The organism is Pseudomonas sp. GV071 (assembly GCF_003050835.1).
In the GTDB taxonomy this organism is placed as follows: Bacteria; Pseudomonadota; Gammaproteobacteria; order Pseudomonadales; family Pseudomonadaceae; genus Aquipseudomonas.
The window spans coordinates 54250-75849 of the sequence record NZ_QAOJ01000007.1 but is presented as its reverse complement, the minus strand read 5'-3'; the positions used below and the strand labels follow the sequence as shown (position 1 = coordinate 75849).

General features: G+C 61.8%; 24 protein-coding genes. 22 read left to right on the top strand and 2 right to left on the bottom strand.

Going from position 1 to position 21600, the window contains the following annotated elements; all coding sequences use genetic code 11:
• Positions 1 to 14: 14 nt before the first annotated feature.
• From flhF to C8K61_RS14710, 13 genes are all read left to right on the top strand, one after another.
• Entirely contained in the window at positions 15 to 1352 is a 1338-nt protein-coding gene (gene flhF, locus C8K61_RS14770; RefSeq protein ID WP_108097030.1) for a flagellar biosynthesis protein FlhF, read from the top strand.
• A 110-nt stretch (positions 1353 to 1462) separates the two neighbouring features.
• A complete protein-coding gene (gene fleN, locus C8K61_RS14765; protein ID WP_178086456.1) occupies positions 1463 to 2302 on the top strand; it encodes a flagellar synthesis regulator FleN in 840 nt (279 codons plus the stop codon).
• A complete protein-coding gene (fliA, locus tag C8K61_RS14760; RefSeq protein ID WP_178086455.1) occupies positions 2299 to 3045 on the top strand; it encodes an RNA polymerase sigma factor FliA in 747 nt (248 codons plus the stop codon). Before fleN ends, fliA begins: the two co-directional genes overlap by 4 nt.
• Positions 3046 to 3129: 84 nt before the next feature.
• Positions 3130 to 3504 (top strand): chemotaxis response regulator CheY, encoded by a 375-nt coding sequence (locus C8K61_RS14755; protein ID WP_172147048.1) that lies wholly within the window; start codon positions 3130 to 3132, stop codon positions 3502 to 3504.
• 19 nt (positions 3505 to 3523) lie between these two features.
• Complete coding sequence (locus C8K61_RS14750; protein WP_108097026.1) at positions 3524 to 4312, top strand: protein phosphatase CheZ; 789 nt, start codon at positions 3524 to 3526, stop codon at positions 4310 to 4312.
• Positions 4313 to 4323: 11 nt separating this feature from the next.
• Positions 4324 to 6585: a chemotaxis protein CheA gene (locus C8K61_RS14745; protein WP_108097025.1), complete on the top strand. Its 2262-nt coding sequence runs from the start codon at positions 4324 to 4326 to the stop codon at positions 6583 to 6585.
• Between the two features lie 137 nt (positions 6586 to 6722).
• Positions 6723 to 7859, top strand: a complete 1137-nt coding sequence (locus C8K61_RS14740; RefSeq protein WP_108097024.1) for a chemotaxis response regulator protein-glutamate methylesterase — start codon at positions 6723 to 6725, stop codon at positions 7857 to 7859.
• Positions 7859 to 8599, top strand: a complete 741-nt coding sequence (locus C8K61_RS14735; RefSeq protein ID WP_108097023.1) for a flagellar motor protein — start codon at positions 7859 to 7861, stop codon at positions 8597 to 8599. The genes C8K61_RS14740 and C8K61_RS14735 overlap by 1 nt, the downstream gene beginning before the upstream one ends.
• Before the next feature lie 15 nt (positions 8600 to 8614).
• The gene (motD, locus tag C8K61_RS14730; RefSeq protein WP_108097022.1) at positions 8615 to 9487 is read left to right on the top strand and encodes a flagellar motor protein MotD; all 873 of its coding nucleotides are present in this window, start codon (positions 8615 to 8617) and stop codon (positions 9485 to 9487) included.
• A 50-nt stretch (positions 9488 to 9537) separates the two neighbouring features.
• The gene (locus tag C8K61_RS14725; protein WP_108097021.1) at positions 9538 to 10326 is read left to right on the top strand and encodes a ParA family protein; all 789 of its coding nucleotides are present in this window, start codon (positions 9538 to 9540) and stop codon (positions 10324 to 10326) included.
• An 88-nt stretch (positions 10327 to 10414) separates the two neighbouring features.
• The gene (locus C8K61_RS14720) at positions 10415 to 11440 is read left to right on the top strand and encodes a CheW domain-containing protein (protein WP_108097020.1); all 1026 of its coding nucleotides are present in this window, start codon (positions 10415 to 10417) and stop codon (positions 11438 to 11440) included.
• A gap of 90 nt (positions 11441 to 11530) precedes the next feature.
• Positions 11531 to 12010 carry a chemotaxis protein CheW gene (locus tag C8K61_RS14715; RefSeq protein ID WP_108097019.1) on the top strand — a complete coding sequence of 160 codons (480 nt, stop codon included), beginning with the start codon at positions 11531 to 11533 and terminating at the stop codon, positions 12008 to 12010.
• A gap of 3 nt (positions 12011 to 12013) precedes the next feature.
• Positions 12014 to 12418 carry a DUF2802 domain-containing protein gene (locus C8K61_RS14710; protein WP_108097018.1) on the top strand — a complete coding sequence of 135 codons (405 nt, stop codon included), beginning with the start codon at positions 12014 to 12016 and terminating at the stop codon, positions 12416 to 12418.
• 100 nt (positions 12419 to 12518) lie between these two features.
• On the opposite strand, the gene C8K61_RS14705 is transcribed toward C8K61_RS14710, so the two are convergent.
• Positions 12519 to 12851 (bottom strand): EscU/YscU/HrcU family type III secretion system export apparatus switch protein, encoded by a 333-nt coding sequence (locus C8K61_RS14705; protein ID WP_371919996.1) that lies wholly within the window; start codon positions 12849 to 12851, stop codon positions 12519 to 12521.
• A complete protein-coding gene (locus C8K61_RS14700) occupies positions 12848 to 14419 on the bottom strand; it encodes a flagellar hook-length control protein FliK (protein WP_108097017.1) in 1572 nt (523 codons plus the stop codon). Before C8K61_RS14700 ends, C8K61_RS14705 begins: the two co-directional genes overlap by 4 nt.
• Positions 14420 to 14619: 200 nt before the next feature.
• On the opposite strand from C8K61_RS14700, the gene ccmA reads away from it, so the two are divergent.
• From ccmA to ccmI, 9 genes are read left to right on the top strand one after another with little or no spacing between them, the layout of a single operon-like run.
• Entirely contained in the window at positions 14620 to 15255 is a 636-nt protein-coding gene (ccmA, locus tag C8K61_RS14695) for a cytochrome c biogenesis heme-transporting ATPase CcmA (RefSeq protein WP_108097016.1), read from the top strand.
• Positions 15252 to 15923: a heme exporter protein CcmB gene (ccmB, locus tag C8K61_RS14690; RefSeq protein WP_108097015.1), complete on the top strand. Its 672-nt coding sequence runs from the start codon at positions 15252 to 15254 to the stop codon at positions 15921 to 15923. Before ccmA ends, ccmB begins: the two co-directional genes overlap by 4 nt.
• 16 nt (positions 15924 to 15939) lie before the next feature.
• Positions 15940 to 16704, top strand: a complete 765-nt coding sequence (locus tag C8K61_RS14685; protein ID WP_178086460.1) for a heme ABC transporter permease — start codon at positions 15940 to 15942, stop codon at positions 16702 to 16704.
• The gene (ccmD, locus tag C8K61_RS14680; protein WP_108097013.1) at positions 16701 to 16877 is read left to right on the top strand and encodes a heme exporter protein CcmD; all 177 of its coding nucleotides are present in this window, start codon (positions 16701 to 16703) and stop codon (positions 16875 to 16877) included. The genes C8K61_RS14685 and ccmD overlap by 4 nt, the downstream gene beginning before the upstream one ends.
• Positions 16874 to 17356, top strand: coding sequence for a cytochrome c maturation protein CcmE (gene ccmE / locus C8K61_RS14675; RefSeq protein WP_108097012.1), 483 nt, complete (start codon positions 16874 to 16876; stop codon positions 17354 to 17356). The genes ccmD and ccmE overlap by 4 nt, the downstream gene beginning before the upstream one ends.
• 11 nt (positions 17357 to 17367) lie before the next feature.
• Positions 17368 to 19341: a heme lyase CcmF/NrfE family subunit gene (locus C8K61_RS14670; RefSeq protein WP_178086459.1), complete on the top strand. Its 1974-nt coding sequence runs from the start codon at positions 17368 to 17370 to the stop codon at positions 19339 to 19341.
• Positions 19338 to 19874 (top strand): DsbE family thiol:disulfide interchange protein, encoded by a 537-nt coding sequence (locus tag C8K61_RS14665; protein ID WP_108097010.1) that lies wholly within the window; start codon positions 19338 to 19340, stop codon positions 19872 to 19874. The genes C8K61_RS14670 and C8K61_RS14665 overlap by 4 nt, the downstream gene beginning before the upstream one ends.
• Positions 19871 to 20386, top strand: a complete 516-nt coding sequence (locus C8K61_RS14660) for a cytochrome c-type biogenesis protein (RefSeq protein WP_108097009.1) — start codon at positions 19871 to 19873, stop codon at positions 20384 to 20386. Before C8K61_RS14665 ends, C8K61_RS14660 begins: the two co-directional genes overlap by 4 nt.
• Complete coding sequence (gene ccmI / locus C8K61_RS14655) at positions 20383 to 21597, top strand: c-type cytochrome biogenesis protein CcmI (protein ID WP_108097008.1); 1215 nt, start codon at positions 20383 to 20385, stop codon at positions 21595 to 21597. The genes C8K61_RS14660 and ccmI overlap by 4 nt, the downstream gene beginning before the upstream one ends.
• Positions 21598 to 21600 lie beyond the last annotated feature (3 nt).

Sequence of the window (21600 nt, the reverse complement as noted above, 5' to 3'; positions counted from 1 at the left end):
CTGAGGCTTAGGTCATGCAAGTTAAACGCTTTTTCGCCGCCGATATGCGTCAAGTCATGAAATTGGTTCGCGATGAGCTGGGCGCTGATGCGTCCATCATCGGCACGCGCCGGGTTGCCGGAGGCGTGGAACTGACCGCCGCCCTGGACTACCAGGCACCGATGATGCCTGCCCGTCAGCCTAACCCTGAGTTGGAAGTCGAGCTGCGTCGTACCCAGTCGATGTTGGTGTCGGCCCATGCTGACCTGGCCACCCGCGTGTCTGGCGAGAAGATGAAAGACGGCCAGTTGTTCGCCAACGAGTCGATCGTTGCGCCTGAGCTGCCGGCTTCGTTTGTCCGCCCTGAGCGGCCAAAACCTGCCGCTGCGCCGGCACCGGCTCCAGCACCTGCAATGGCGGTGGCAACCGACCAACGCAGCCTGGATGCCATGCGTTTCGAATTGAATGGCCTGCGTGAGCTGATTGAAGTGCAACTGGGCTCCATGGCCTGGGGGCAGATGCAAAGCCGGCGCCCGCAACAAGCGGCGCTGTGGCGTCGTCTGCAACGCATGGGCCTGCCGGCTGAGCTGGCGCGTGTGCTGTTGGAGCGGGTGTCGAAAGTGCCAGAGCAGCGTCAAGCCTGGCGCATGATCCTCGCTCACCTGGCGCACGCGATCAAAACGCCGAAGGTCGAGCCATTGGAGGAGGGCGGAGTGATTGCCTTGGTTGGCCCGGCTGGTATGGGCAAAACCACTACACTGGCAAAAATGGCCGCGCGTTATGTTCTGAAATACGGCGCCCAGCACGTGGCGTTGGTGAGCATGGACAGCTACCGCATTGGCGCACAGGAACAACTGAAAACCCTGGGCCGCATTCTCAATGTATCGGTGACTCAGGTGGACCCGGGCCAATCGTTGACCCAGGCGCTGGAGCCGCTGGCACGCAAGCGTGTGGTGTTGATCGACACCGCTGGCCTGCCAGGCAATGACCCGGCGCTGCACATGCAGTTGGAAACCTTGGCCGGTCGTGGGGTCAAATCGAGAAATTATCTGGTTTTGGCTGCTACCAGCCAGAGCCAAGTGCTCAAGGCCGCCTACCATAGCTATAAGCGTTGCGGTCTGACTGGCTGTATCCTGACCAAGGCCGATGAAGCGACCAGCCTCGGTGAAGTTTTAAGTCTGGCTATAAGCCAGCATCTACCGGTAGCCTATCTGGCAGACGGTCCGCGGATTCCGGATGATCTGCATGTTGCCCGTAGCCACCAGTTGGTGAGCCGTGCGGTAAGCCTGCAGGCCCCTCAGGAGCCAAGCGAGGATGCGATGGCCGATATGTTCACCGGGCTGTATCAGAACCCGGCTCGTCGCGCCGGCTGATCAGTCGGTTTGGCGAGATAGCAGTAAAGTTTTCAACCGTTTGGGTCGCCCTCTAAGGGCAACCTGAACGCAATCAGCCAAGTGGCCCCAGTCGAAGCTAGACAAGGTGTGTGGATAACATGGGTATGCATCCCGTACAGGTGATCGCGGTGACCGGCGGCAAAGGTGGCGTCGGCAAGACCAATGTCTCGGTCAATCTATCGCTGGCCCTGGCTGACCTGGGTCGGCGGGTGATGCTGATGGACGCCGACCTGGGCCTGGCCAACGTCGACGTGCTGCTCGGCCTGTCGGCCAAGCGCACGCTGGCGGATGTCATCAGTGGCGAATGCGAACTGCGTGATGTGCTCCTGCAAGGTCCGGGCGGTATCCGCATCGTGCCGGCAGCCTCCGGCACGCAAAGCATGGTGCAACTCACGCCCATGCAACACGCTGGCCTGATCCAGGCGTTCAGCGATATCAGTGACAACCTCGATGTATTGGTGATCGACACCGCGGCCGGTATCGGCGATGCGGTGGTGAGCTTCGTGCGGGCGGCTCAGGAAGTGATTGTGGTGGTGTGCGATGAGCCGACCTCGATCACCGACGCCTACGCGCTGATCAAACTGCTTAACCGCGACCACGGCATGAGCCGTTTCCGCGTGCTGGCCAACATGGCCCACAGCCCGCAAGAGGGTCGCAACCTGTTTGCTAAGCTGACCAAAGTGACTGACCGTTTTCTCGATGTCGCTTTGCAGTACGTCGGTGCAGTGCCTTACGACGAATCGGTACGCAAGGCGGTGCAGAAGCAACGTGCAGTTTATGAGGCCTTCCCTCGCTCCAAGTGCGCCCTGGCCTTCAAAGCCATTGCGCAGAAGGTCGACACCTGGCCGTTACCAGCGAATCCACGCGGGCACCTGGAGTTCTTCGTGGAGCGTCTGGTCCAGCAACCCCTTGCTGACACGGCCGTATGACATCAGGCAATGGGCTCCGTATGTATAGCAAGGCACAGGCGCAGGACTCCCAGCACCAGTTGATCGAGCGTTACGCCCCACTGGTCAAACGTATCGCCTACCACTTGCTGGCACGCTTGCCGGCCAGTGTGCAGGTGGAAGATCTGATCCAGGCCGGCATGATCGGCCTGCTCGAAGCCTCGAAAAAATACGACTCCACCAAAGGCGCCAGTTTTGAAACTTTCGCCGGCATTCGCATACGCGGATCTATGCTGGATGAAGTACGCAAAGGCGATTGGGCACCCCGTTCGGTGCACCGCAACAGTCGGATGGTGAGTGACGCAATCCGAAAAATTGAAGCCAGAACAGGCAGAGACGCTAAAGATCAAGAAGTTGCGGCCGAACTCCAATTGAGTCTCGAGGATTACTACGGCATTCTTGGCGACACTTTGGGCAGCCGCTTGTTCAGTTTCGACGACCTTCTTCAGGACGGCGAACACACGGGGCTGCGTGAAGACGCTGGCGTTACCCACTTCGAGCCTTCGCGCGATCTGGAAGATGAACGTTTCCAATCGGCATTGGCAGCGGCCATTTCCGGGCTGCCGGAGCGCGAACAGTTGGTGTTGTCGCTGTATTACGACGAAGAACTGAATCTCAAGGAAATTGGCGAAGTGCTGGGGGTCAGCGAATCGCGGGTCAGCCAGTTGCATAGCCAGTGTGCCGCTCGTTTGCGTGCACGCTTGAGCGAGTGGCGCGCTAGCTGAGCGGTACTGCCAGTTTCTCGATTCAACGCGCATCCAGGTGCTGGGTGCGTTTAGGACTGTACGGAGGTCGACTTGGACAAAAACATGAAAATCCTCATCGTTGACGACTTCTCAACGATGCGACGGATCATCAAGAACCTCTTGCGCGACTTGGGATTCACCAACACCGCTGAGGCAGATGACGGGACCACGGCTCTACCCATGCTGCATAGCGGCAGCTTCGACTTTCTCGTGACTGACTGGAACATGCCGGGTATGACCGGTATCGACCTGCTCCGCGCAGTGCGCGCCGATGACCGTCTCAAGCACCTGCCGGTGCTGATGGTGACCGCCGAAGCCAAGCGCGACCAGATTATTGAAGCGGCGCAAGCCGGGGTGAATGGCTATGTAGTCAAGCCGTTCACAGCCCAGGTCCTGAAAGAGAAGATCGAAAAAATCTTCGAGCGTGTTAACGGCTGATACCAGCCGTGGGGGCATTATGGCGCACGACGATCTACCCATGGGCGACCTTGAGTCGTCCTTAAAATCCAATGCCCGCGAGCTCGTTGAGAGCCTTGAGAAAGGTAATTTTGGCGACGCGGTGCAGCTCATCCATGAGCTCAATAAAGTTCGTGATCGCGGGCTTTATCACGAAGTGGGAAAACTGACGCGTGAGCTGCACAACGCCATCGTCAACTTCCAGCTCGACCCGCGCGTGCCACACGCCAAAGAAGTGTCGCAAATCACCGATGCGACTGAACGCCTTAACTATGTTGTGACCATGACCGAGAAAGCGGCCAATCGCACCATGGATCTGGTGGAGCAGAGTGCGCCGCTGGTCAACGACCTGCATGACGAAGCCACCAACTTGAGTGCTGACTGGGGACGCTTCATGCGTCGCGAGTTAGGCGCTGAAGCGTTCCGTGAATTGGCCAAGCGCATCGAATTGTTCCTGGCCCGTAGTGAGCGTGACAGCAGCAAGTTGTCCGCCCACCTCAATGACATTCTGTTGGCGCAGGACTACCAGGACCTTACCGGTCAGGTGATCAAACGCGTTACGCAGCTGGTTACCGAGGTGGAAAGCAACCTGCTGAAACTGGTGCTGATGGCCAGTCAGGTAGACCGTTTTGCGGGTATCGAGCACGACCATGCCGTGCTGCGCGCCGAGCAAGAAAAACAAAAAGAGCCTTCTCATGGTGAAGGTCCGCAGATTCATGCCGATAAGCGTGAAGACGTCGCCTCTAATCAGGATGACGTTGACGATCTGCTATCCAGTCTAGGGTTCTAGGGAGCACACCAATGAGCTTCGGCGCCGATGAAGAAATCCTCCAGGACTTCCTGGTAGAGGCCGGCGAAATTCTTGAGCAGTTATCGGAGCAACTGGTCGAGCTGGAAAGCCGCCCGGATGATTCCAATCTGCTCAACGCTATTTTCCGCGGTTTCCATACCGTCAAAGGTGGCGCCGGGTTCCTCCAGCTCAATGAGCTGGTGGAGTGCTGCCATATCGCCGAAAACGTGTTCGACATCCTGCGTAAGGGTGAACGGCGCGTTGACTCGGAGCTGATGGACGTTGTCCTCGAAGCACTGGATGCCGTGAACGGCATGTTTTCCGAAGTGCGTGAGCGCACCACGCCAACGCCAGCGACGCCTGAACTGCTGGCCGCGCTGTCGCGTCTGGCCGAGCCACAGACCGCCGCCGAACTCGCCGGTGCGACCGCCGAGCCCGTGGCTGCTGAACCCGAAGCTGAAGTGGATGAAGCGCCTGCTGCGGCGTCCGGTGATATCACCGACAGCGAATTCGAGCAGTTGCTCGATGCGCTGCACGACGAACCCAAAGCACCGGCCGCTGCTGCCAGTGGCGACGAAATCACTGACGACGAATTTGAATCCTTGCTCGACCAGTTGCATGGCAAAGGGCAGTTCGCTGCCGCAGCGGCACCCGCCGCGCCAGCCGCGCCGGTCAGCGCAGCGCCAGCCAGCGAAGCCCCGGCGGCTGCCGGTAGTGGCGATGAAATCACCGACGACGAATTTGAAGCCCTGCTGGATCAACTGCACGGCAAAGGCAAGTTCGTTGAGCCTACTGCGCCGGCGGCACCCGCTGCTCCGGCACCGGTAGCGGCGGCTACGCCGGCTGCCAGTGGCGCTGGCGACAACATCACGGATGACGAGTTTGAAGCCTTGCTCGACCAGTTGCATGGTCAAGGCAAGTTCGTCGAGCCGACTGCCCAGGCGCCGTTGCCAGCTGCTGCTGCGCCAGCCAAGCCTGCTGCACCGGCGGCCAAGCCCGCCGCGAAAGCGGAGCCTGCAAAACCGGCTGCTGCCAAACCGGCCGCCGCTGCTCCAGCGCCGGCACCGGCTGCTGCAGCTGCCGATAAAGCCTCGCCAGCCACCGAAGCTGAGACCACTGTTCGGGTCGACACCGCGCGCTTGGACGAGATCATGAACATGGTCGGCGAGTTGGTGCTGGTGCGTAACCGTCTGGTGCGCCTGGGGCTCAACAGCGGCGACGAGAACATGTCCAAGGCCGTCTCCAACCTCGATGTGGTGACGGCCGACCTGCAGACCGCGGTGATGAAAACCCGCATGCAGCCGATCAAGAAAGTCTTCGGCCGCTTCCCGCGCCTGGTTCGTGACCTGGCGCGCAGCCTGAAAAAAGAGATCAACCTGGAACTGGTGGGGGAAGAAACCGACCTCGACAAGAACCTAGTGGAGGCGCTGGCCGACCCGTTGGTGCACTTGGTGCGCAACTCGGTGGACCACGGTATCGAGTCGCCGGAAAAACGCGAAGCTGCCGGCAAGAGCCGTGGCGGCAAGATCGTGCTGTCGGCGCAGCAAGAGGGTGACCACATCCTGCTGTCGATCTCTGACGACGGCAACGGTATGGACCCCGACGTGCTGCGCGCCAAAGCGGTGGAGAAGGGCGTGCTGGACAAAGACGCCGCCGACCGCCTCAGCGAAGCCGAATGCTACAACCTGATTTTTGCCCCGGGCTTCTCGACCAAAACCGAGATCTCCGATGTGTCCGGCCGCGGTGTCGGCATGGACGTGGTGAAAACCAAGATTTCCCAGCTCAACGGCATCATCAACATCTACTCGGCCAAGGGCCAGGGCACCAAGATCGTCATCAAGGTGCCGCTGACTCTGGCGATCATGCCGACCCTGATGGTGATGCTTGGCAACCAGGCCTTCGCCTTCCCGCTGGTCAACGTCAACGAGATCTTCCACCTCGACCTGTCGCGTACCAACGTGGTCGATGGCCAGGAAGTGGTGATCGTGCGCGACAAGGCGTTGCCGCTGTTCTACCTCAAGCGCTGGCTGATCAGCAGTGCGCAGCATGAGGAACAGCACGAAGGTCACGTGGTGATTCTGTCCGTGGGCACTCAGCGCATCGGCTTTGTCGTCGATCAACTGGTGGGCCAGGAAGAAGTGGTAATCAAGCCGCTGGGCAAAATGCTGCAGGGTACGCCGGGGATGTCCGGGGCCACTATCACCGGTGACGGGCGCATTGCCCTGATTCTGGATGTGCCAAGCATGCTCAAGCGTTACGCGCGCCGTATCTGATTACGGCGTGTTCGAGACTACGCGTGAAGACAGCAGGGAGCGTGGCATTTACTCGGTGTAAATAAGCGCTTCGCCTGCCCACGCAGCACCAAGCGCGGTGGCCCACAGGGGCCTCGGGCGGGTTCAAAGGAGCGGTTATGGCAGTTAAGGTTCTGGTGGTGGACGATTCCGGCTTTTTCCGCCGGCGTGTCTCGGAGATTCTCTCCGCCGACCCGAATATTCAGGTCGTCGGCACTGCTACCAATGGCCGGGAGGCTATCGATCAGGCCCTGGCGCTCAAGCCTGACGTGATCACCATGGACTACGAAATGCCGATGATGGATGGCATCACTGCCGTGCGTCATATCATGCAGCGTTGCCCAACTCCGGTACTGATGTTCTCCTCGCTTACCCACGAAGGCGCGCGCGTAACGCTCGATGCGCTGGACGCTGGTGCGGTGGATTTCCTGCCGAAGAATTTCGAAGACATCTCGCGCAACCCCGAGAAGGTCAAGCAGTTGCTGTGCGAGAAGGTGCATAGCATCGCCCGCAGTAACCGCCGTTACAGCAGTCTGCCCAGCGCCCCGGCAGCACCTGCTGCGACCCCTGCACCGGCGCATGCGCCGAGCACCAGCAGCGCGGCGGCACGTCCGGCACCTGCCGCACCGCGGCCAGCCGCCCCCGCTCCAGCCGCCGGGAATGCCCCTGCTTCCAGCGCCGCGCCCAAGCGTAAGGCCTACAAGCTGCTCGCCATTGGCACGTCCACCGGCGGCCCGGTCGCTCTGCAACGCGTGTTGACCCAGCTACCGGCTAATTTTCCGGCGCCCATCGTGCTGATCCAGCACATGCCGGCGGCCTTCACCAAAGCCTTTGCCGAGCGTTTGGACAAGCTGTGCAAAATCAGCGTCAAAGAGGCTGAAGACGGCGATCAATTGCGCCCTGGCCTGGCCCTGCTGGCCCCTGGCGGCAAGCAGATGATGGTCGACGGCCGCGGCACAGTGAAAATTCTGCCGGGCGATGAGCGTTTGAACTATCGCCCGTGCGTGGACATCACCTTCGGCTCCGCCTCCAAAGCCTACGGCGACAAGGTGTTGGCCGTAGTGCTTACCGGCATGGGCGCCGACGGCCGCGAAGGCGCGCGCCTGCTCAAGCAGGGTGGCAGCCAGGTGTGGGCGCAGGATGAAGCCAGTTGCGTGATCTACGGCATGCCCATGGCCATCGTCAAAGCCAACCTGGCGGACGCGGTTTACAGCCTTGATGACATCGGTCGACACCTGGTGGAGGCCTGTGTCTGATGGATGTACTCAGCCTTATCGGGGTGATCCTGGCGTTCGTTGCCATTCTGGGGGGCAACTACCTGGAAGGCGGCCACGTCGGCGCGCTGATCAATGGCCCGGCTTTTCTGATTGTGGTGGGCGGCACGCTGGGAGCAGCGTTCCTGCAGACGCCGATGACAGTGTTCAAGCGTTCGCTGGTGACTGTGCGCTGGATCATCTTTCCGCCGCGCATCGACCTGGTTGGCGGCATCGATCGCGTGGTCGGCTGGAGCATGACGGCACGTAAAGAAGGTTTGCTGGGGCTGGAGGCGGTCGCAGATGTCGAGGCTGACCCCTACGCCCGCAAAGGTCTGCAACTGCTGGTGGATGGCGCCGAACCAGAGGCTATCCGCAGCATTCTGGAGGTTGACCTGTATACCCAGGAAGGCCGTGATATTCAGGCGGCCAAGGTGTTCGACAGCATGGGCGGTTACTCGCCCACCATCGGCATCATCGGCGCCGTGATGGGCTTGATCCATGTAATGGGCAACCTGGCCGATCCGAGCATGCTCGGCAGTGGCATCGCCGTTGCCTTTGTCGCCACCATTTACGGTGTGGCGTTCGCCAACCTGTTGCTGTTGCCCATGGGCAACAAGCTCAAAGCCATTGCCTTGCGCCAATCGCGGTACCGGGAAATGCTCCTGGAAGGAATTCTCTCCATTGCCGAAGGGGAAAATCCGCGTTCGATCGAGCTCAAGCTGCAAGGCTTCATGGACTAAAAGGTTCGGCTGCATATGGCCCGTCGGCGGCATCAGGAAGAACACGAAAACCACGAACGTTGGCTGGTGTCATACGCGGACTTCATTACCTTGCTGTTCGCGTTTTTTGTGGTGATGTACTCGATCTCATCGATCAACGAAGGCAAGTACAAGATTCTTTCCGACAGCCTGGTCGGTGCCTTCAACCAGCCGGACCGTGCCATCAAGCCGATTCCGGTGGGCGAGGAGCGGCCGCTGACCACCGAGCCCGAGCGGCCGCTGGATCAGGACACACCAGCCGGTGAAGACCCGAGCAAGGCCCTGCAGGAAATCAGCGACGCGGTGAAAGAAGCGTTTGGCGACCTGATCAAGAGTGACCAGTTGACCGTGCGGGGCAACGAGCTGTGGATTGAAATCGAGCTCAATTCCAGCCTGTTGTTCCCCAGCGGCGATGCGATTCCCAACGATACGGCGTTCACCATTATCGAAAAGGTTGCCAAAATTCTGGCACCTTATGAGAATCCCATCCATGTGGAAGGGTTCACAGATAATCTTCCGATCAAAACCGCGCAGTTTCCTACTAACTGGGAGCTGTCGACGGCGCGGGCAGCTAGCATTGTAAGAATGATGGCCATGGATGGTGTAAACGCCGGACGCCTGGCAGCGGTCGGTTATGGTGAGTTTCAGCCGATTGCGGATAACGCTACGGCAGAGGGAAGAGCGCGCAATCGCCGGGTCGTGCTGGTGGTGTCACGCAACTTGGATGTGCGACGCAGTGTAAGCGGTGTAGGAAGTGGTCATGCGCAGCCCGACGCCGCGTTAGAGCGGGCTGGCACACAACCTGCACCATCGCCAGCGGTGCAGCCGCCCGCGGGCGGTACTGTCAATTCCCCGTCGCCGACCCCTTAGGTTGGCGCTTGTTCTCGGTAAGCCCTTGGTGCGCCGGGAGGATAACGAACATGAGAGTCTGGGCAGTAGCCAATCAAAAAGGTGGGGTAGGCAAGACCACCACAAGCATCGCACTGGCGGGCCTGTTGGCCGACGCCGGCAAGCGTGTGGTTGTGGTCGATCTTGATCCACATGGCTCCATGACGAGCTATTTCGGGCATGACCCCGATTCCCTGGAGCACAGCGCGTTCGACCTGTTCCAGCACGGCGGCAATGTGCCGCAAGGGCTGCCGGGGCAATTGCTGCTGCCCACCAGCCATCCCTCGATTTCCCTGATGCCGTCCAGCACCGCGCTGGCCACCCTTGAGCGTCAGTCGCCGGGGCAGAGTGGCCTGGGCTTGGTGATCGCAAAAAGCCTGGCGCAGCTGTGGGACGATTTCGACCACGCCATTATCGACAGCCCGCCATTGCTCGGCGTGCTGATGGTCAACGCCCTGGCCGCCAGCCAGCAGTTGGCGATTCCGGTACAGACCGAGTTCCTTGCGGTAAAAGGCCTGGAGCGCATGGTCAGCACCCTGGCAATGATCAACCGCTCACGCAAACAGGCGCTGCCGTACACCATCGTGCCGACCCTGTTCGACCGCCGTACCCAGGCATCCCTAAGCACCCTGCGGACCTTGCGCAACTCCTACCCCGATCACCTGTGGCCGGCCTACATTCCGGTCGACACGCGCTTGCGTGATGCCAGCCGGGCAGGGCAGACGCCATCGCAGTTCGATGACAAAAGCCGCGGTGTGTTGGCGTATCGCGCGCTGCTCAAGCATTTGCTTAGCAATGAACTGGCGGCGCAGGTCGCGTAACCATGGCGATTTTTGCTATCAAGGCTGGCTCAAGTCGCGCGCCCCTGCTGCCGATATATGAGTCAGTTCATTCATTCGGATTTTGTCTATGAGTCGTCCTATCGCAACCGCTACGCGCCCGCAGCTGGCTTTGCAGTCCTACCTGGACGGCCTGCTGCAGGAAGCGGCTGCCGAATTGGCCGACGCTCAGCCGGTTGAGCCGATCAGCCTGGCCGTGGTGCAAGCCACAGTAGCGGCTCCCGTAACCGCGCCGGTGCGCCCGTTGCCGGTCGCGCCTGCGCCAGTGGCCAAGGCCGTTGCGGTAGCGGCGCCGGTTGAATCCGATGCGATTTCCCTCGATGAATTCGAAGCCGCCGTGCTGGAAGAGCAGGTGCGCGATGCGCGTCTGCAAGCGCCACCGGTTGCCGCCAAACCGGCGGCGGTCAACGTCGAACGCCCAACCCTGGTTCTGCCGACTTTGGAAATGGCCAAGCCGCTGTTGATGCCGACCTTGTTGGTCGAGCAGCCGGCGCCGGTGGCTGAAAAACCGGTGGCAAAACCGGTAGTGCTCGCGCCACCCGTGGCCGAGTCGGTGGTGGCCAAGCAGATTCAAACGGATATGGCGCCCACGCCGCCACCGCTGCAACTGGACGGCCAGCCGAGCTGGGGCGAAGAGCCGTTCGAGTGCCTGTTATTCGATGTGGCCGGCCTGACATTGGCCGTGCCGCTGGTGTGCCTGGGTTCGATCTACCCCTTGGTCGGTCAGGAACTGACGCCGCTGTTTGGCCAACCGGACTGGTTCCTCGGTATCCTGCCGTGCCAGGCCGGTAACCTGCGGGTGCTGGACACCGCGCGCTGGGTGATGCCTGATCGCTACCGCGATGATTTCCGCCAGGGCTTGCAGTATGTGATTTCCGTGCAAGGCTACGAATGGGGGCTGGCCGTTCACCAAGTCAGCCGCTCGATCCGCCTGGACCCCAAAGAGGTCAAGTGGCGCAGCCAACGCAGCCAGCGGCCGTGGTTGGCCGGAACCGTAATTGAACACATGTGCGCGCTGGTGGATGTCGCCGTGCTGGCTGAGCTGATCGCCAGCGGCGCCGCCAAACGCTTGAGCAGCGACGGGCGCGTGCATTGATGATTGAACAGCCCTGCCAGTGCGGGGCTTTACCGTAAACGGCGGGTCACACCCGTACGCCGCGCGAGCGGCATTGATGAGGCTAGGGATATGAAGAAAAATTCCGCACAAGGTTCCGAAGATCCCATTCTGCAGTGGGTGACGTTCCGCCTGGATAACGAAACCTACGGCATCAATGTGATGCAGGTGCAGGAAGTCCTGCGCTACACCGAGATCGCGCCGGTGCCAGGTGCCCCTAGCTACGTGCTGGGGATCATCAACCTGCGCGGCAACGTGGTGACGGTGATCGACACCCGCCAGCGTTTCGGCCTGGACTCCGGTTCGGTTACCGACAACACCCGTATCGTCATCATCGAAGCCGACAAGCAAGTGGTTGGCATCATGGTCGACAGCGTCGCCGAAGTGGTTTACCTGCGCCAATCGGAAGTAGAGACCGCGCCTAACGTCGGCAACGACGAGTCGGCCAAGTTCATCCAGGGCGTATGCAACAAGAACGGCGAGCTGCTGATTCTGGTTGAGCTGGACAAAATGATGTCCGAAGAAGAATGGTCCGAACTGGAGAGCATCTGACCCATGCTCGACATCGCGCTGTTGGTGCTGGCCCTGGCCTGCGTCACGCTGGGCGGCACCTGCATCTGGCTAGCCGGGCGACAGCGCGAATTCGTGCGGCAGTTCGAGCACCAGGCGCAGCGCGATGCGCTGCGCGACCAGGCGATCAAAGAGCTGAAGAAACGCCTGGATACCTACCTCACCGGTAGCATCCGCATGGGCGAAGAGCTCTACGAACTGCGCCGAACCGTGGCGCCGATTCCGGACAAGCTCAGCCAGATTGAGCAGCGCGACCCGAGCAACCTCTCCTTCACCCAGGCTGCGCGGTTGGTCGGCCTGGGCGCCAGCGTCGATGACCTGACCCAATCGTGCGGCCTCAGCCGCGCCGAAGCCGAACTGGTCAGCAAACTGCATCAAGCCAAGCGCTGAGTTCTGATTACATCGAAAATCCCTGTAGGAGCGGCTTTAGCCGCGATGCTGTGGATTGTAAAAGCATCGCGGCTGAAGCCGCTCCTACGGGAACGGCCGTTTAATCCAGCAATGGCTGCGGCGTATGCGGGGTTACGTCTTTCTCGCCGCCGTCATCCGGCACAAACCCTTCAGGGCTTTTGCCTTTCAAGTACCAGGCAAACGCAATGATCTCGGCGATGCTTTTGTACAGCTCTTCGGGAATCGCATCGCCCAGTTCCATACGCGCCAGCAAACGCACCAGCTCGGCGTTTTCGTAGATCGGCACTTCGTATTCACGGGCAATCGCCAGAATCGCTTCGGCCAGTTCGTCGTCGCCTTTGGCGCTGAGGTTTGGCGCGCTCTTGCCATCGTAGGTGAGGGCAATCGCCTGGCGGGGGGCTTCGCGTTTCATGCTTTGTCGTCGATCCAGCGTTGTTCGAGGGTGGTCCGCGGGCCTTGCGGGGGGAAACCTTGCTGACACTCCAGTTCGCCGACATTCAGGCCGGCCGCGGTGAGGCGGTCGCGCAACGTGCCCAGTTCCTTGTCGATCAACTGCACGGTGCTGATCTTCTCGGCCCACAGCTGACTGGTGAGGCTGCCACGGGCAATCTGCGCCTGCACTTGTAGCGGGCCGAGCGGGGCGAGGTCGAAGGCCAGTTCGATGCGCCACACTGGTTCTTGCTGCTGACCTTTCTTGCCGCCTTTGCCGTTCTGTTTTTCTTCCTGCACGTCCTCGCGCTGCATTTTCAGCTGCAGCGGCACCAGGTCCTGCTGGTTACGCATCGGCACTTCCATTTGCCAGGTGGTGAGCAGGTTGCCCTCCGGTGTCAGTTGGCTTTGCGCCAGGCTGGACAGTTGGTGTGTCTGCAGTCGCGAGACGGCGGCAGCGGCGAGCTTGAGCAGGCTTTCCAGGTCGCCTTCCTTTTCTAGCTCCTGCTGCAGCTTGGTCGGCAGGGGAAAGCTCAGGCCCGGTTGCTTGACCCCGGTTTGCCCCAGGGCGCCCAGGGCGTTCCGTAGAAATACCGGCAATGCCTGGCCGAGGTTGGCGCCGATGGTGTTGGGGTTGATCGCGGTGCCACTGGGCAAGGCCGGCAGAATCTGCGCGATCAGACGCAGCAGGTTGGCTTTCATGTCTTGCGACAGGCCGGCGGTGTTGCCGCTGAGCAGCTTGGCTTCGAGGAACATGCCGCTTTTTTCCAGGGCCTGGGCCAGGCCTTTGGAGTCGCTGAGCTGGGCGCCATCGGGCAAGGAGCCGAGCAACTTGTCGATGCTGGCACGCACCCCCTCGGGCAAGCCTTCTTTACCGCTCAGGCCTTGCAGGGATTTCAGCAGGTTTTCCAGCGAGCCCTGGCGTGCCTGTTGGCTACCCAGCTGTTGGCCCAGTTCCAACTGGTCGAGGCGCCCGCTCAGTGGCAGAAAGGCCAGCGATTGGTTGCTCTGCACCTGGGCGGTGAGCAGGCTGCCGACCGGCAGATTCAACGGCGTTTCCAAGGCCAGCTTGCTGCCCGCCATGGAGGTATTCAGCAAACTCATCACCACCTTGTTCAGCACCTGCTGGGTGTGCTGTTGCACAAAGGCCTGGCTGGATTCGACCTTGCCCTGGATTACCGTGCCCGGCGGCATGGCGTCGCCATCCAGGCTGGTCAGTGGGTTGCCGCCGGCAGCAATTTGCAGCACCACCGACAAGCGAGTATCGGTGACGGCGGTGACGCCTACAGTGCTGCCCGGCACCAGCGGCTGGTTGGTGGTGGCTTGTACGGTGGCAGGCTGGCCGGTGGCCAGGTTGAGCTTGAGCAGCACCTGCTGGAAATTCTGTGCGAGGTCTTTGACGCTGACCACTTCGGCCGTGGTGCTGTCGCCTACCGCCAGCAGGTCGCCCAGCGGTTGCAGCAGTTTCACTGCGGCGTCGGCCACCGAAGTGTTCGGTCGCGTGGTCGGGGTGACCGGGGGGAGTGGGCGAGTGCTACTGATTTCGCTCATCGGCGGTTTACAACCTGTCGAAAAAGCCAGCTTCGAGGGGCGGGCATGACATGTATAATGCCGCCCCGTCCGGGTCGGCCGTGCTGTTGGCTTGCCTGAGTATAGCGGCCAAGCTTGCCTGGACTTGATAGCGAAATGCAGGGCAAAACCTGCCTACCCGGATTTTATCTCCGGCCCCTAGCCCGAAGGTCAGCCTATCCTTGAATAGCCCCTTACTCGAAGCTGTGGCGCTCGCCTGCGAGCGGGACTGGCGCATGCTCTTCGAGCGCCTGGAGCTGCGTCTGGCCGCCGGGGAAATGCTGCAGATCAGCGGCCCCAACGGCAGCGGCAAGACCAGCCTGCTGCGCTTGCTCGCCGGGCTGATGCAACCCACCGCTGGTGAAGTGTTGCTCAATGGCCAGCCGCTGGCCAAGCAACGCCATGAGCTGGCGCGCAACCTGCTGTGGCTCGGCCACGCGGCGGGCATCAAGGGCCTGCTCACCGCTGAAGAAAACCTCACCTGGCTCTGCGCCTTGCACCAACCCGCCAGCCGCGACGCCATCTGGCAGGCGCTGGAGCAGGTCGGCCTGCGCGGTTTTGAAGATGTTCCCTGCCACACCTTGTCGGCAGGCCAGCAGCGCCGCGTGGCGTTGGCGCGTTTGTATCTGGCCCCGCCGCCGCTGTGGATTCTGGATGAGCCGTTTACCGCGTTGGATAAAACAGGTGTCGCACAATTAGAGGCGCACCTGGCGCAGCATTGCGAACAGGGCGGCATGGTGGTGTTGACCACCCACCACAGCTTGGCGCAGATGCCCGCAGGCTACCGCGAACTGGACCTGGGGCAACGCCACGCATGAGTAACGTATTTACCCTGTTGGTGGCCCGCGAAGCCCGTCTGTTGTTCCGCCGCCCGGCCGAGTTGGCCAATCCGCTGGTGTTCTTCGCCATCGTCATCGCCTTGTTCCCGCTAGCGGTGGGGCCGGAAAGCCAACTGTTGCAAACCTTGTCGCCGGGGCTGATCTGGGTCGCTGCACTGTTGGCTGTATTGCTCTCGCTAGACGGCCTGTTTCGCAGTGATTTCGAAGACGGTTCGTTGGAGCAGTGGGTCCTTTCGTCGCACCCCCTGGCTCTTCTGGTATTGGCCAAGGTGCTGGCACACTGGCTGTTTTCCGGCCTGGCCCTGGTCTTGCTAGCGCCCTTGCTGGCGCTGATGCTCGGTTTGCCGAGCCAGTGCATTCCGGTTTTGTTGATGACGTTGCTTTTGGGAACCCCGGTGCTCAGCCTGTTGGGCGCTGTGGGGGCGGCACTGACCGTCGGCCTGAAACGCGGTGGCCTGTTGCTGGCGCTGCTGATTCTGCCGCTGTACATCCCCGTGCTGATCCTCGGCAGCGGGGCGCTGCAAGCCTCGTTGCAGGGGCTACCAGTGGTCGGTTACTTGCTGTGGATGGCCAGCCTTACGGCCCTGGCCATTACCCTGACACCTTTTGCGACCGCCGCAGGCCTGGCCATTAGCGTCGGCGAATAATAAATACGTGGTTACCCTGATGAATTGGACTTGGTTTCACAAATGGGGCTCGCCCAAATGGTTCTACCAGATCAGCGGCCGCTGGCTGCCCTGGTTGAGCGTGGCGGCCGTGCTGCTGATCGCCACCGGCCTGGTCTGGGGGCTGGCGTTCGCGCCTCCGGATTACCAGCAGGGCAATAGCTTTCGCATCATCTATATCCACGTGCCGGCGGCCATGCTGGCGCAGTCCTGCTATGTGCTGTTGGCGATCGCCGGCCTGGTGGGCCTGGTGTGGAAGATGAAAATCGCCGACGTCGCCTTGCAGTCCGCCGCGCCCATCGGTGCCTGGATGACCGCCATCGCGCTGCTCACCGGCGCCATCTGGGGCAAGCCGACCTGGGGCTCGTGGTGGGTGTGGGATGCCCGCCTGACGTCGATGCTGATTCTGTTGTTTCTGTACTTCGGTGTTATTGCGCTGGGCAACGCTATCAGCAACCGTGACAGCGCGGCCAAAGCCTGTGCAGTGCTGGCGCTGGTGGGCGTGGTGAACATCCCGATCATCAAATACTCGGTGGAGTGGTGGAACACCCTGCACCAGGGCGCCACCTTCAAAATCACCGAACGCCCGGCCATGCCGGCGGAAATGTGGTTGCCGCTGCTGCTCATGGTGCTGGGTTTCTACTGCTTCTTCGGCGCCGTGCTGCTGATGCGCATGCGCCTGGAAGTGCTCAAGCGCGAAGCCCGCGCCAGTTGGGTGAAGGACGAAGTGGCGCAGCAGATAGCGCAAGGGGGCGTGCGATGAGCTTTGCCTCGTTCAGTGATTTCCTCGCCATGGGTCACCATGGTCTGTACGTCTGGACCGCTTATGGCATCAGCCTGGCGGTGTTGGCCCTCAACGTCGCGCTGCCAATTCTGGCCCGCCGTCGTTACCTGCAAGAAGAGGCGCGCCGTTTGCGCCGGGAGAGTCAGAAGTGAATCCGCTGCGTAAAAAGCGCCTGTTGATCATCCTCGGCATCGTCGCCGGGGTGGGCATTGCCGTCGGCCTGGCGCTCAGCGCCCTGCAGCAGAACATCAACCTGTTCTACACCCCCACCCAGATCGCCAATGGCGAAGTACCCCACGACACCCGCATCCGCGCCGGTGGCATGGTCGAGAAGGGCTCGCTGGTACGCAGCGGCGACTCACTGGACGTGCAGTTCGTGGTCACCGATTTCGCCAAGAGCGTGACCATCCGCTACCGCGGCATCCTCCCGGACCTGTTCCGCGAAGGGCAGGGCATCGTCGCCCTTGGCAAATTGAATGCTGACGGCGTGCTGATCGCCGATGAAGTGCTGGCCAAGCACGACGAAAAATACATGCCGCCGGAAGTCACCAAGGCGCTCAAAGACAGCGGCCAGTCCGCGCCTCAGGATGGCGCGGCGTATGCCCCGGCCAACGCGGAGAAACAACCATGATGGCGGCTCTGATCGTTCCGGAAATCGGCCATCTGGCGATGATCCTCGCCCTGTGCATGGCGCTGGTGCAGGCCACCTTGCCAATGATTGGCGCCTGGCGCGGTGATCGTCAGTGGATGGGGCTGGCCCAGCCCGCCGCCTGGGGCCAGTTCAGCTTCCTGCTGCTGGCCTTCGGTTGCCTGACCTGGGCGTTCATGACCGACGATTTCTCGGTGGCCTACGTCGCCAACAACTCCAACAGCGCTTTGCCCTGGTACTACAAGTTCAGCGCCGTGTGGGGTGCCCACGAAGGTTCGTTGCTGCTGTGGGCCTTGATTCTCGGTGGCTGGACCTTCGCCGTGTCGGTGTTCTCCCGCCAGTTGCCGCAGGTGATGCTGGCCCGTGTGCTGGGCGTGATGGGCATGATCAGCATCGGCTTTCTGCTGTTTCTGATCATCACCTCCAACCCCTTCGAGCGCCTGCTGCCGCAAAGCCCGGTGGACGGTCGTGACCTCAACCCGCTGCTGCAGGACATCGGCCTGATCGTGCACCCGCCGATGCTGTACATGGGCTATGTCGGTTTCTCCGTGGCGTTCTCCTTCGCCATCGCCGCCTTGCTCGGTGGCCGTCTGGACGCCGCCTGGGCGCGCTGGTCGCGGCCCTGGACCATTGTTGCCTGGGCCTTCCTCGGCATCGGCATCACCCTCGGTTCCTGGTGGGCGTACTACGAACTCGGCTGGGGCGGCTGGTGGTTCTGGGACCCGGTGGAAAACGCCTCGTTCATGCCCTGGCTGGTGGGCACGGCGCTGATCCACTCGCTGGCGGTCACGGAGAAACGCGGCGTGTTCAAAAGCTGGACCGTGCTGCTGGCCATCGCGGCGTTCTCCCTGAGTTTGCTCGGTACCTTCCTGGTTCGTTCCGGGGTGCTGACCTCGGTGCACGCATTTGCCTCGGACCCCGAGCGCGGTGTGTTCATTCTGGCGTTCCTGCTGCTGGTGGTCGGTGGCTCGCTGACCCTGTTCGCCCTGCGTGCGCCAGTGGTGAAAAGCCAGGTGGGCTTTGCCCCCTGGTCGCGGGAAATGCTTCTGCTGGGTAACAACCTGGTGCTGGTGGTTGCCGCCTCGATGATTTTGCTCGGCACCCTCTACCCGCTGGTACTGGATGCCCTGACTGGCGCCAAGCTGTCGGTTGGTCCTCCCTATTTCAACGCGTTGTTCGTGCCGCTGATGAGCCTGCTGATGGTGGTGATGGCGGTCGGTGTGCTGGTGCGCTGGAAAGACACCCCGGTGAAATGGCTGCTGGGCATGCTCGGTCCGGTGCTGATCGCCAGCGTGGTGCTCGGTGGCGTGGCCTCGATGGTGCTTGGCGACTTCAACTGGGCGGTGCTCGCCGTCTGCCTGCTGGCCGCCTGGGTGCTGCTGGCCGGGGTGCGCGATCTGCTGGATAAAACCCGCAACACCGGCCTGCTCAAGGGCCTGGGCAAACTGACCCGCAGCTACTGGGGCATGCAACTCGCTCACTTCGGTATCGCCGTGTGCGCCTTGGGCGTGGTGTTGTCGAGCCAGAACAGCGCCCAGCGCGACATGCGCATGGAGCGTGGCGAGTCCACCGACCTCGGCGGCTACCACTTTATCTTCGATGGCGCCGAGCACTTCCAGGGCCCCAACTTCACCTCCGACCGCGGCACCGTACGGGTAATCGAAGACGGCCAGGAAGTGGCCGTGTTGCACCCGGAAAAACGCCTGTACAGCGTGCAGCAATCGGTGATGACCGAAGCCGGCATCGACGCCGGTTTCACCCGCGACATCTACATCGCCCTCGGCGAGCCGCTGGATAACGGCGCCTGGGCCGTGCGCATTCACGTCAAACCTTTCGTGCGCTGGATCTGGTTCGGCGGTTTGCTCACCGGCTTCGGTGGTCTTCTGGCAGCGCTGGACCGGCGCTACCGGGTCAAAGTCAAAACCCGAGTGCGTGAAGCCTTGGGCCTGAGTGGAGCACAGGCATGAAGCGGGCGTTGTTGCTGTTACCGTTGGCGGTCTTTCTGGTGGGCGCGGTGTTTCTCTACCGCGGTCTGTTCCTCGATCCCTCCGAGCTGCCATCGGCCCTGATCGGAAAGCCGGTGCCGGAGTTCTCGCTGCCTGCGGTTGATGGCGGCAAGACCCTGACCCGCGCCGACCTGCTGGGCAAACCGGCGCTGCTCAACGTCTGGGCCACCTGGTGCATTTCCTGCCGGGTTGAACACCCGGTGCTGAACAAGCTCGCCCAGCAGGGCGTGCGGGTTTACGGGGTCAACTACAAGGACGACAACGCCGCCGCGCTGAAATGGCTGAAGGAATTCCACAACCCCTACCAGCTCAACATCAATGACGCTGAGGGCAGCCTGGGGCTGAACCTGGGCGTGTACGGTGCGCCGGAAACCTTCCTGATCGACAGCAAGGGCATCATCCGCCACAAGTTCGTCGGCGTGATCGACGAGGTGGTCTGGCGTGAGCAATTGGCCGGCCTGTACCAGGCGCTGGTCGATGAGGCCGGGCAATGAAGCGTTGGCTAGCTGCAGCAGCGTTGGGCCTGAGCCTGGTCGGTGTGGCCCAGGCCGCCATCGACACCTATGAATTTGCCAACGACGCCGAGCGCGAGCGGTTTCGCCAACTGACCCTGGAACTGCGCTGCCCCAAGTGCCAGAACCAGGACATCGCCGACTCCAACGCACCGATCGCCGCGGACCTGCGCAAAGAGATCTACCGCATGCTCGGCGAAGGCAAAAGCAACGAGCAGATCGTCGACTTCATGGTCGACCGCTACGGCGAGTTCGTGCGCTACAAACCGGCCGTTACCGCCCGCACCTTGGTGCTGTGGTACAGCCCGGCAGCGGCGCTGGGCACCGGCTTTCTGGTGATGGTGGTGATTGCCCTGCGTCGGCGCAAAGCGGTTGCCGGCCCTGACGCCGGCCTGTCGGGCGACGAGCAGGCGCGTCTGGACGCGCTGCTCAAGGCTGATCAATCTTCTACCGAGCAATTCAATTCTGTGCCTGCGGACAAAAATTCCCAATGATCGAATTCTGGCTGTTTGCCGGCCTGCTGTTGCTGGTGGCCTTGGCATTTCTGTTGATCCCCGTATTGCGTGGCCGCCGTGCCCAGCGCGAAGAAGACCGCACCGCCCTGAACGTGGCCCTGTACCAGGAACGCGTGGCGGAGCTGACTGCTCAACAACAGGCCGGCACCCTCAGCGCCGAGCAGTTGCAAACCGCCCAGGCCGAAGCCGCGCGTGAGCTGCTGGCCGATACCGAAGGCGCCGACCTGGCGCGCAGCTCCAAGCTGGGCAAGTGGGTGCCAGTGGCCGCCGCTGTGCTGGTGCCGGTGTTGGCGCTTGGTATGTACTGGCATTGGGGCGCGTTGGACAAAGTCGAGCTGACCCAGGAAATGCCGCAGGCGCCGCGCACCATCGAAGAAATGACCGCGCGCCTGGAGCAGGCCGTAAAAGCCCAGCCAGATTCCGCCGAAGCCTGGTACTACCTGGGCCGCGCTTACATGAGCCAGGAGCGCCCGAACGACGGCGCCAGCGCGTTCGAGCGAGCCATCGCCCTGGCCGGCCGGCAGCCGGAGCTGCTTGGGCAATTGGCCCAGGCGAAGTACTTTGGCAATGATAAAAAATGGTCTGCCGAGCTGCAGGGCCTGACCGACGAAGCCCTCAAGGGCAACCCGGAAGAAGTCACCAGCCTCGGCCTGCTGGGCATCGCGGCCTTCGAAGACAAGCGCTTCCAGGATGCGGTTACCTACTGGGGCCGCTTGGTCGCCCTGATGCCCGCCGATGATCCATCGCGCGCGGCCATCGAAGGCGGTATCGAACGTGCCCGCAGCAACCTGCCGGCCGACCAGCAAGCCGCGCAGCAGCCGGCCGCCGTTGCCGAAAGCGGCGCGGTGTTGAAGGTGCGTGTGCAACTGGCGGCAGACGTGCAAGCCAAGGTGCAACCGGGCGACAGCGTGTTCGTGTTCGCCCGCGCCGCGTCCGGCCCACCGATGCCGCTGGCGGTGAAACGCCTGACCGTCGCCGACCTTCCGGCCGAGGTCAGCCTGGCCGACAGCGACGCGATGATGCCGCAACTGAAACTCTCCAACTTCCCTCAGGTCATACTGCAAGCTCGCATCTCGCGGGCAGGCAACGCCAAGGCGGGCGAGTGGATTGGTCGCAGCCAGCCCTTGGCCAGTAGCAGCAAGGATCAGCAACAGCTGACCATCGATTCGGCAGACGGACAGGCACAATGACAA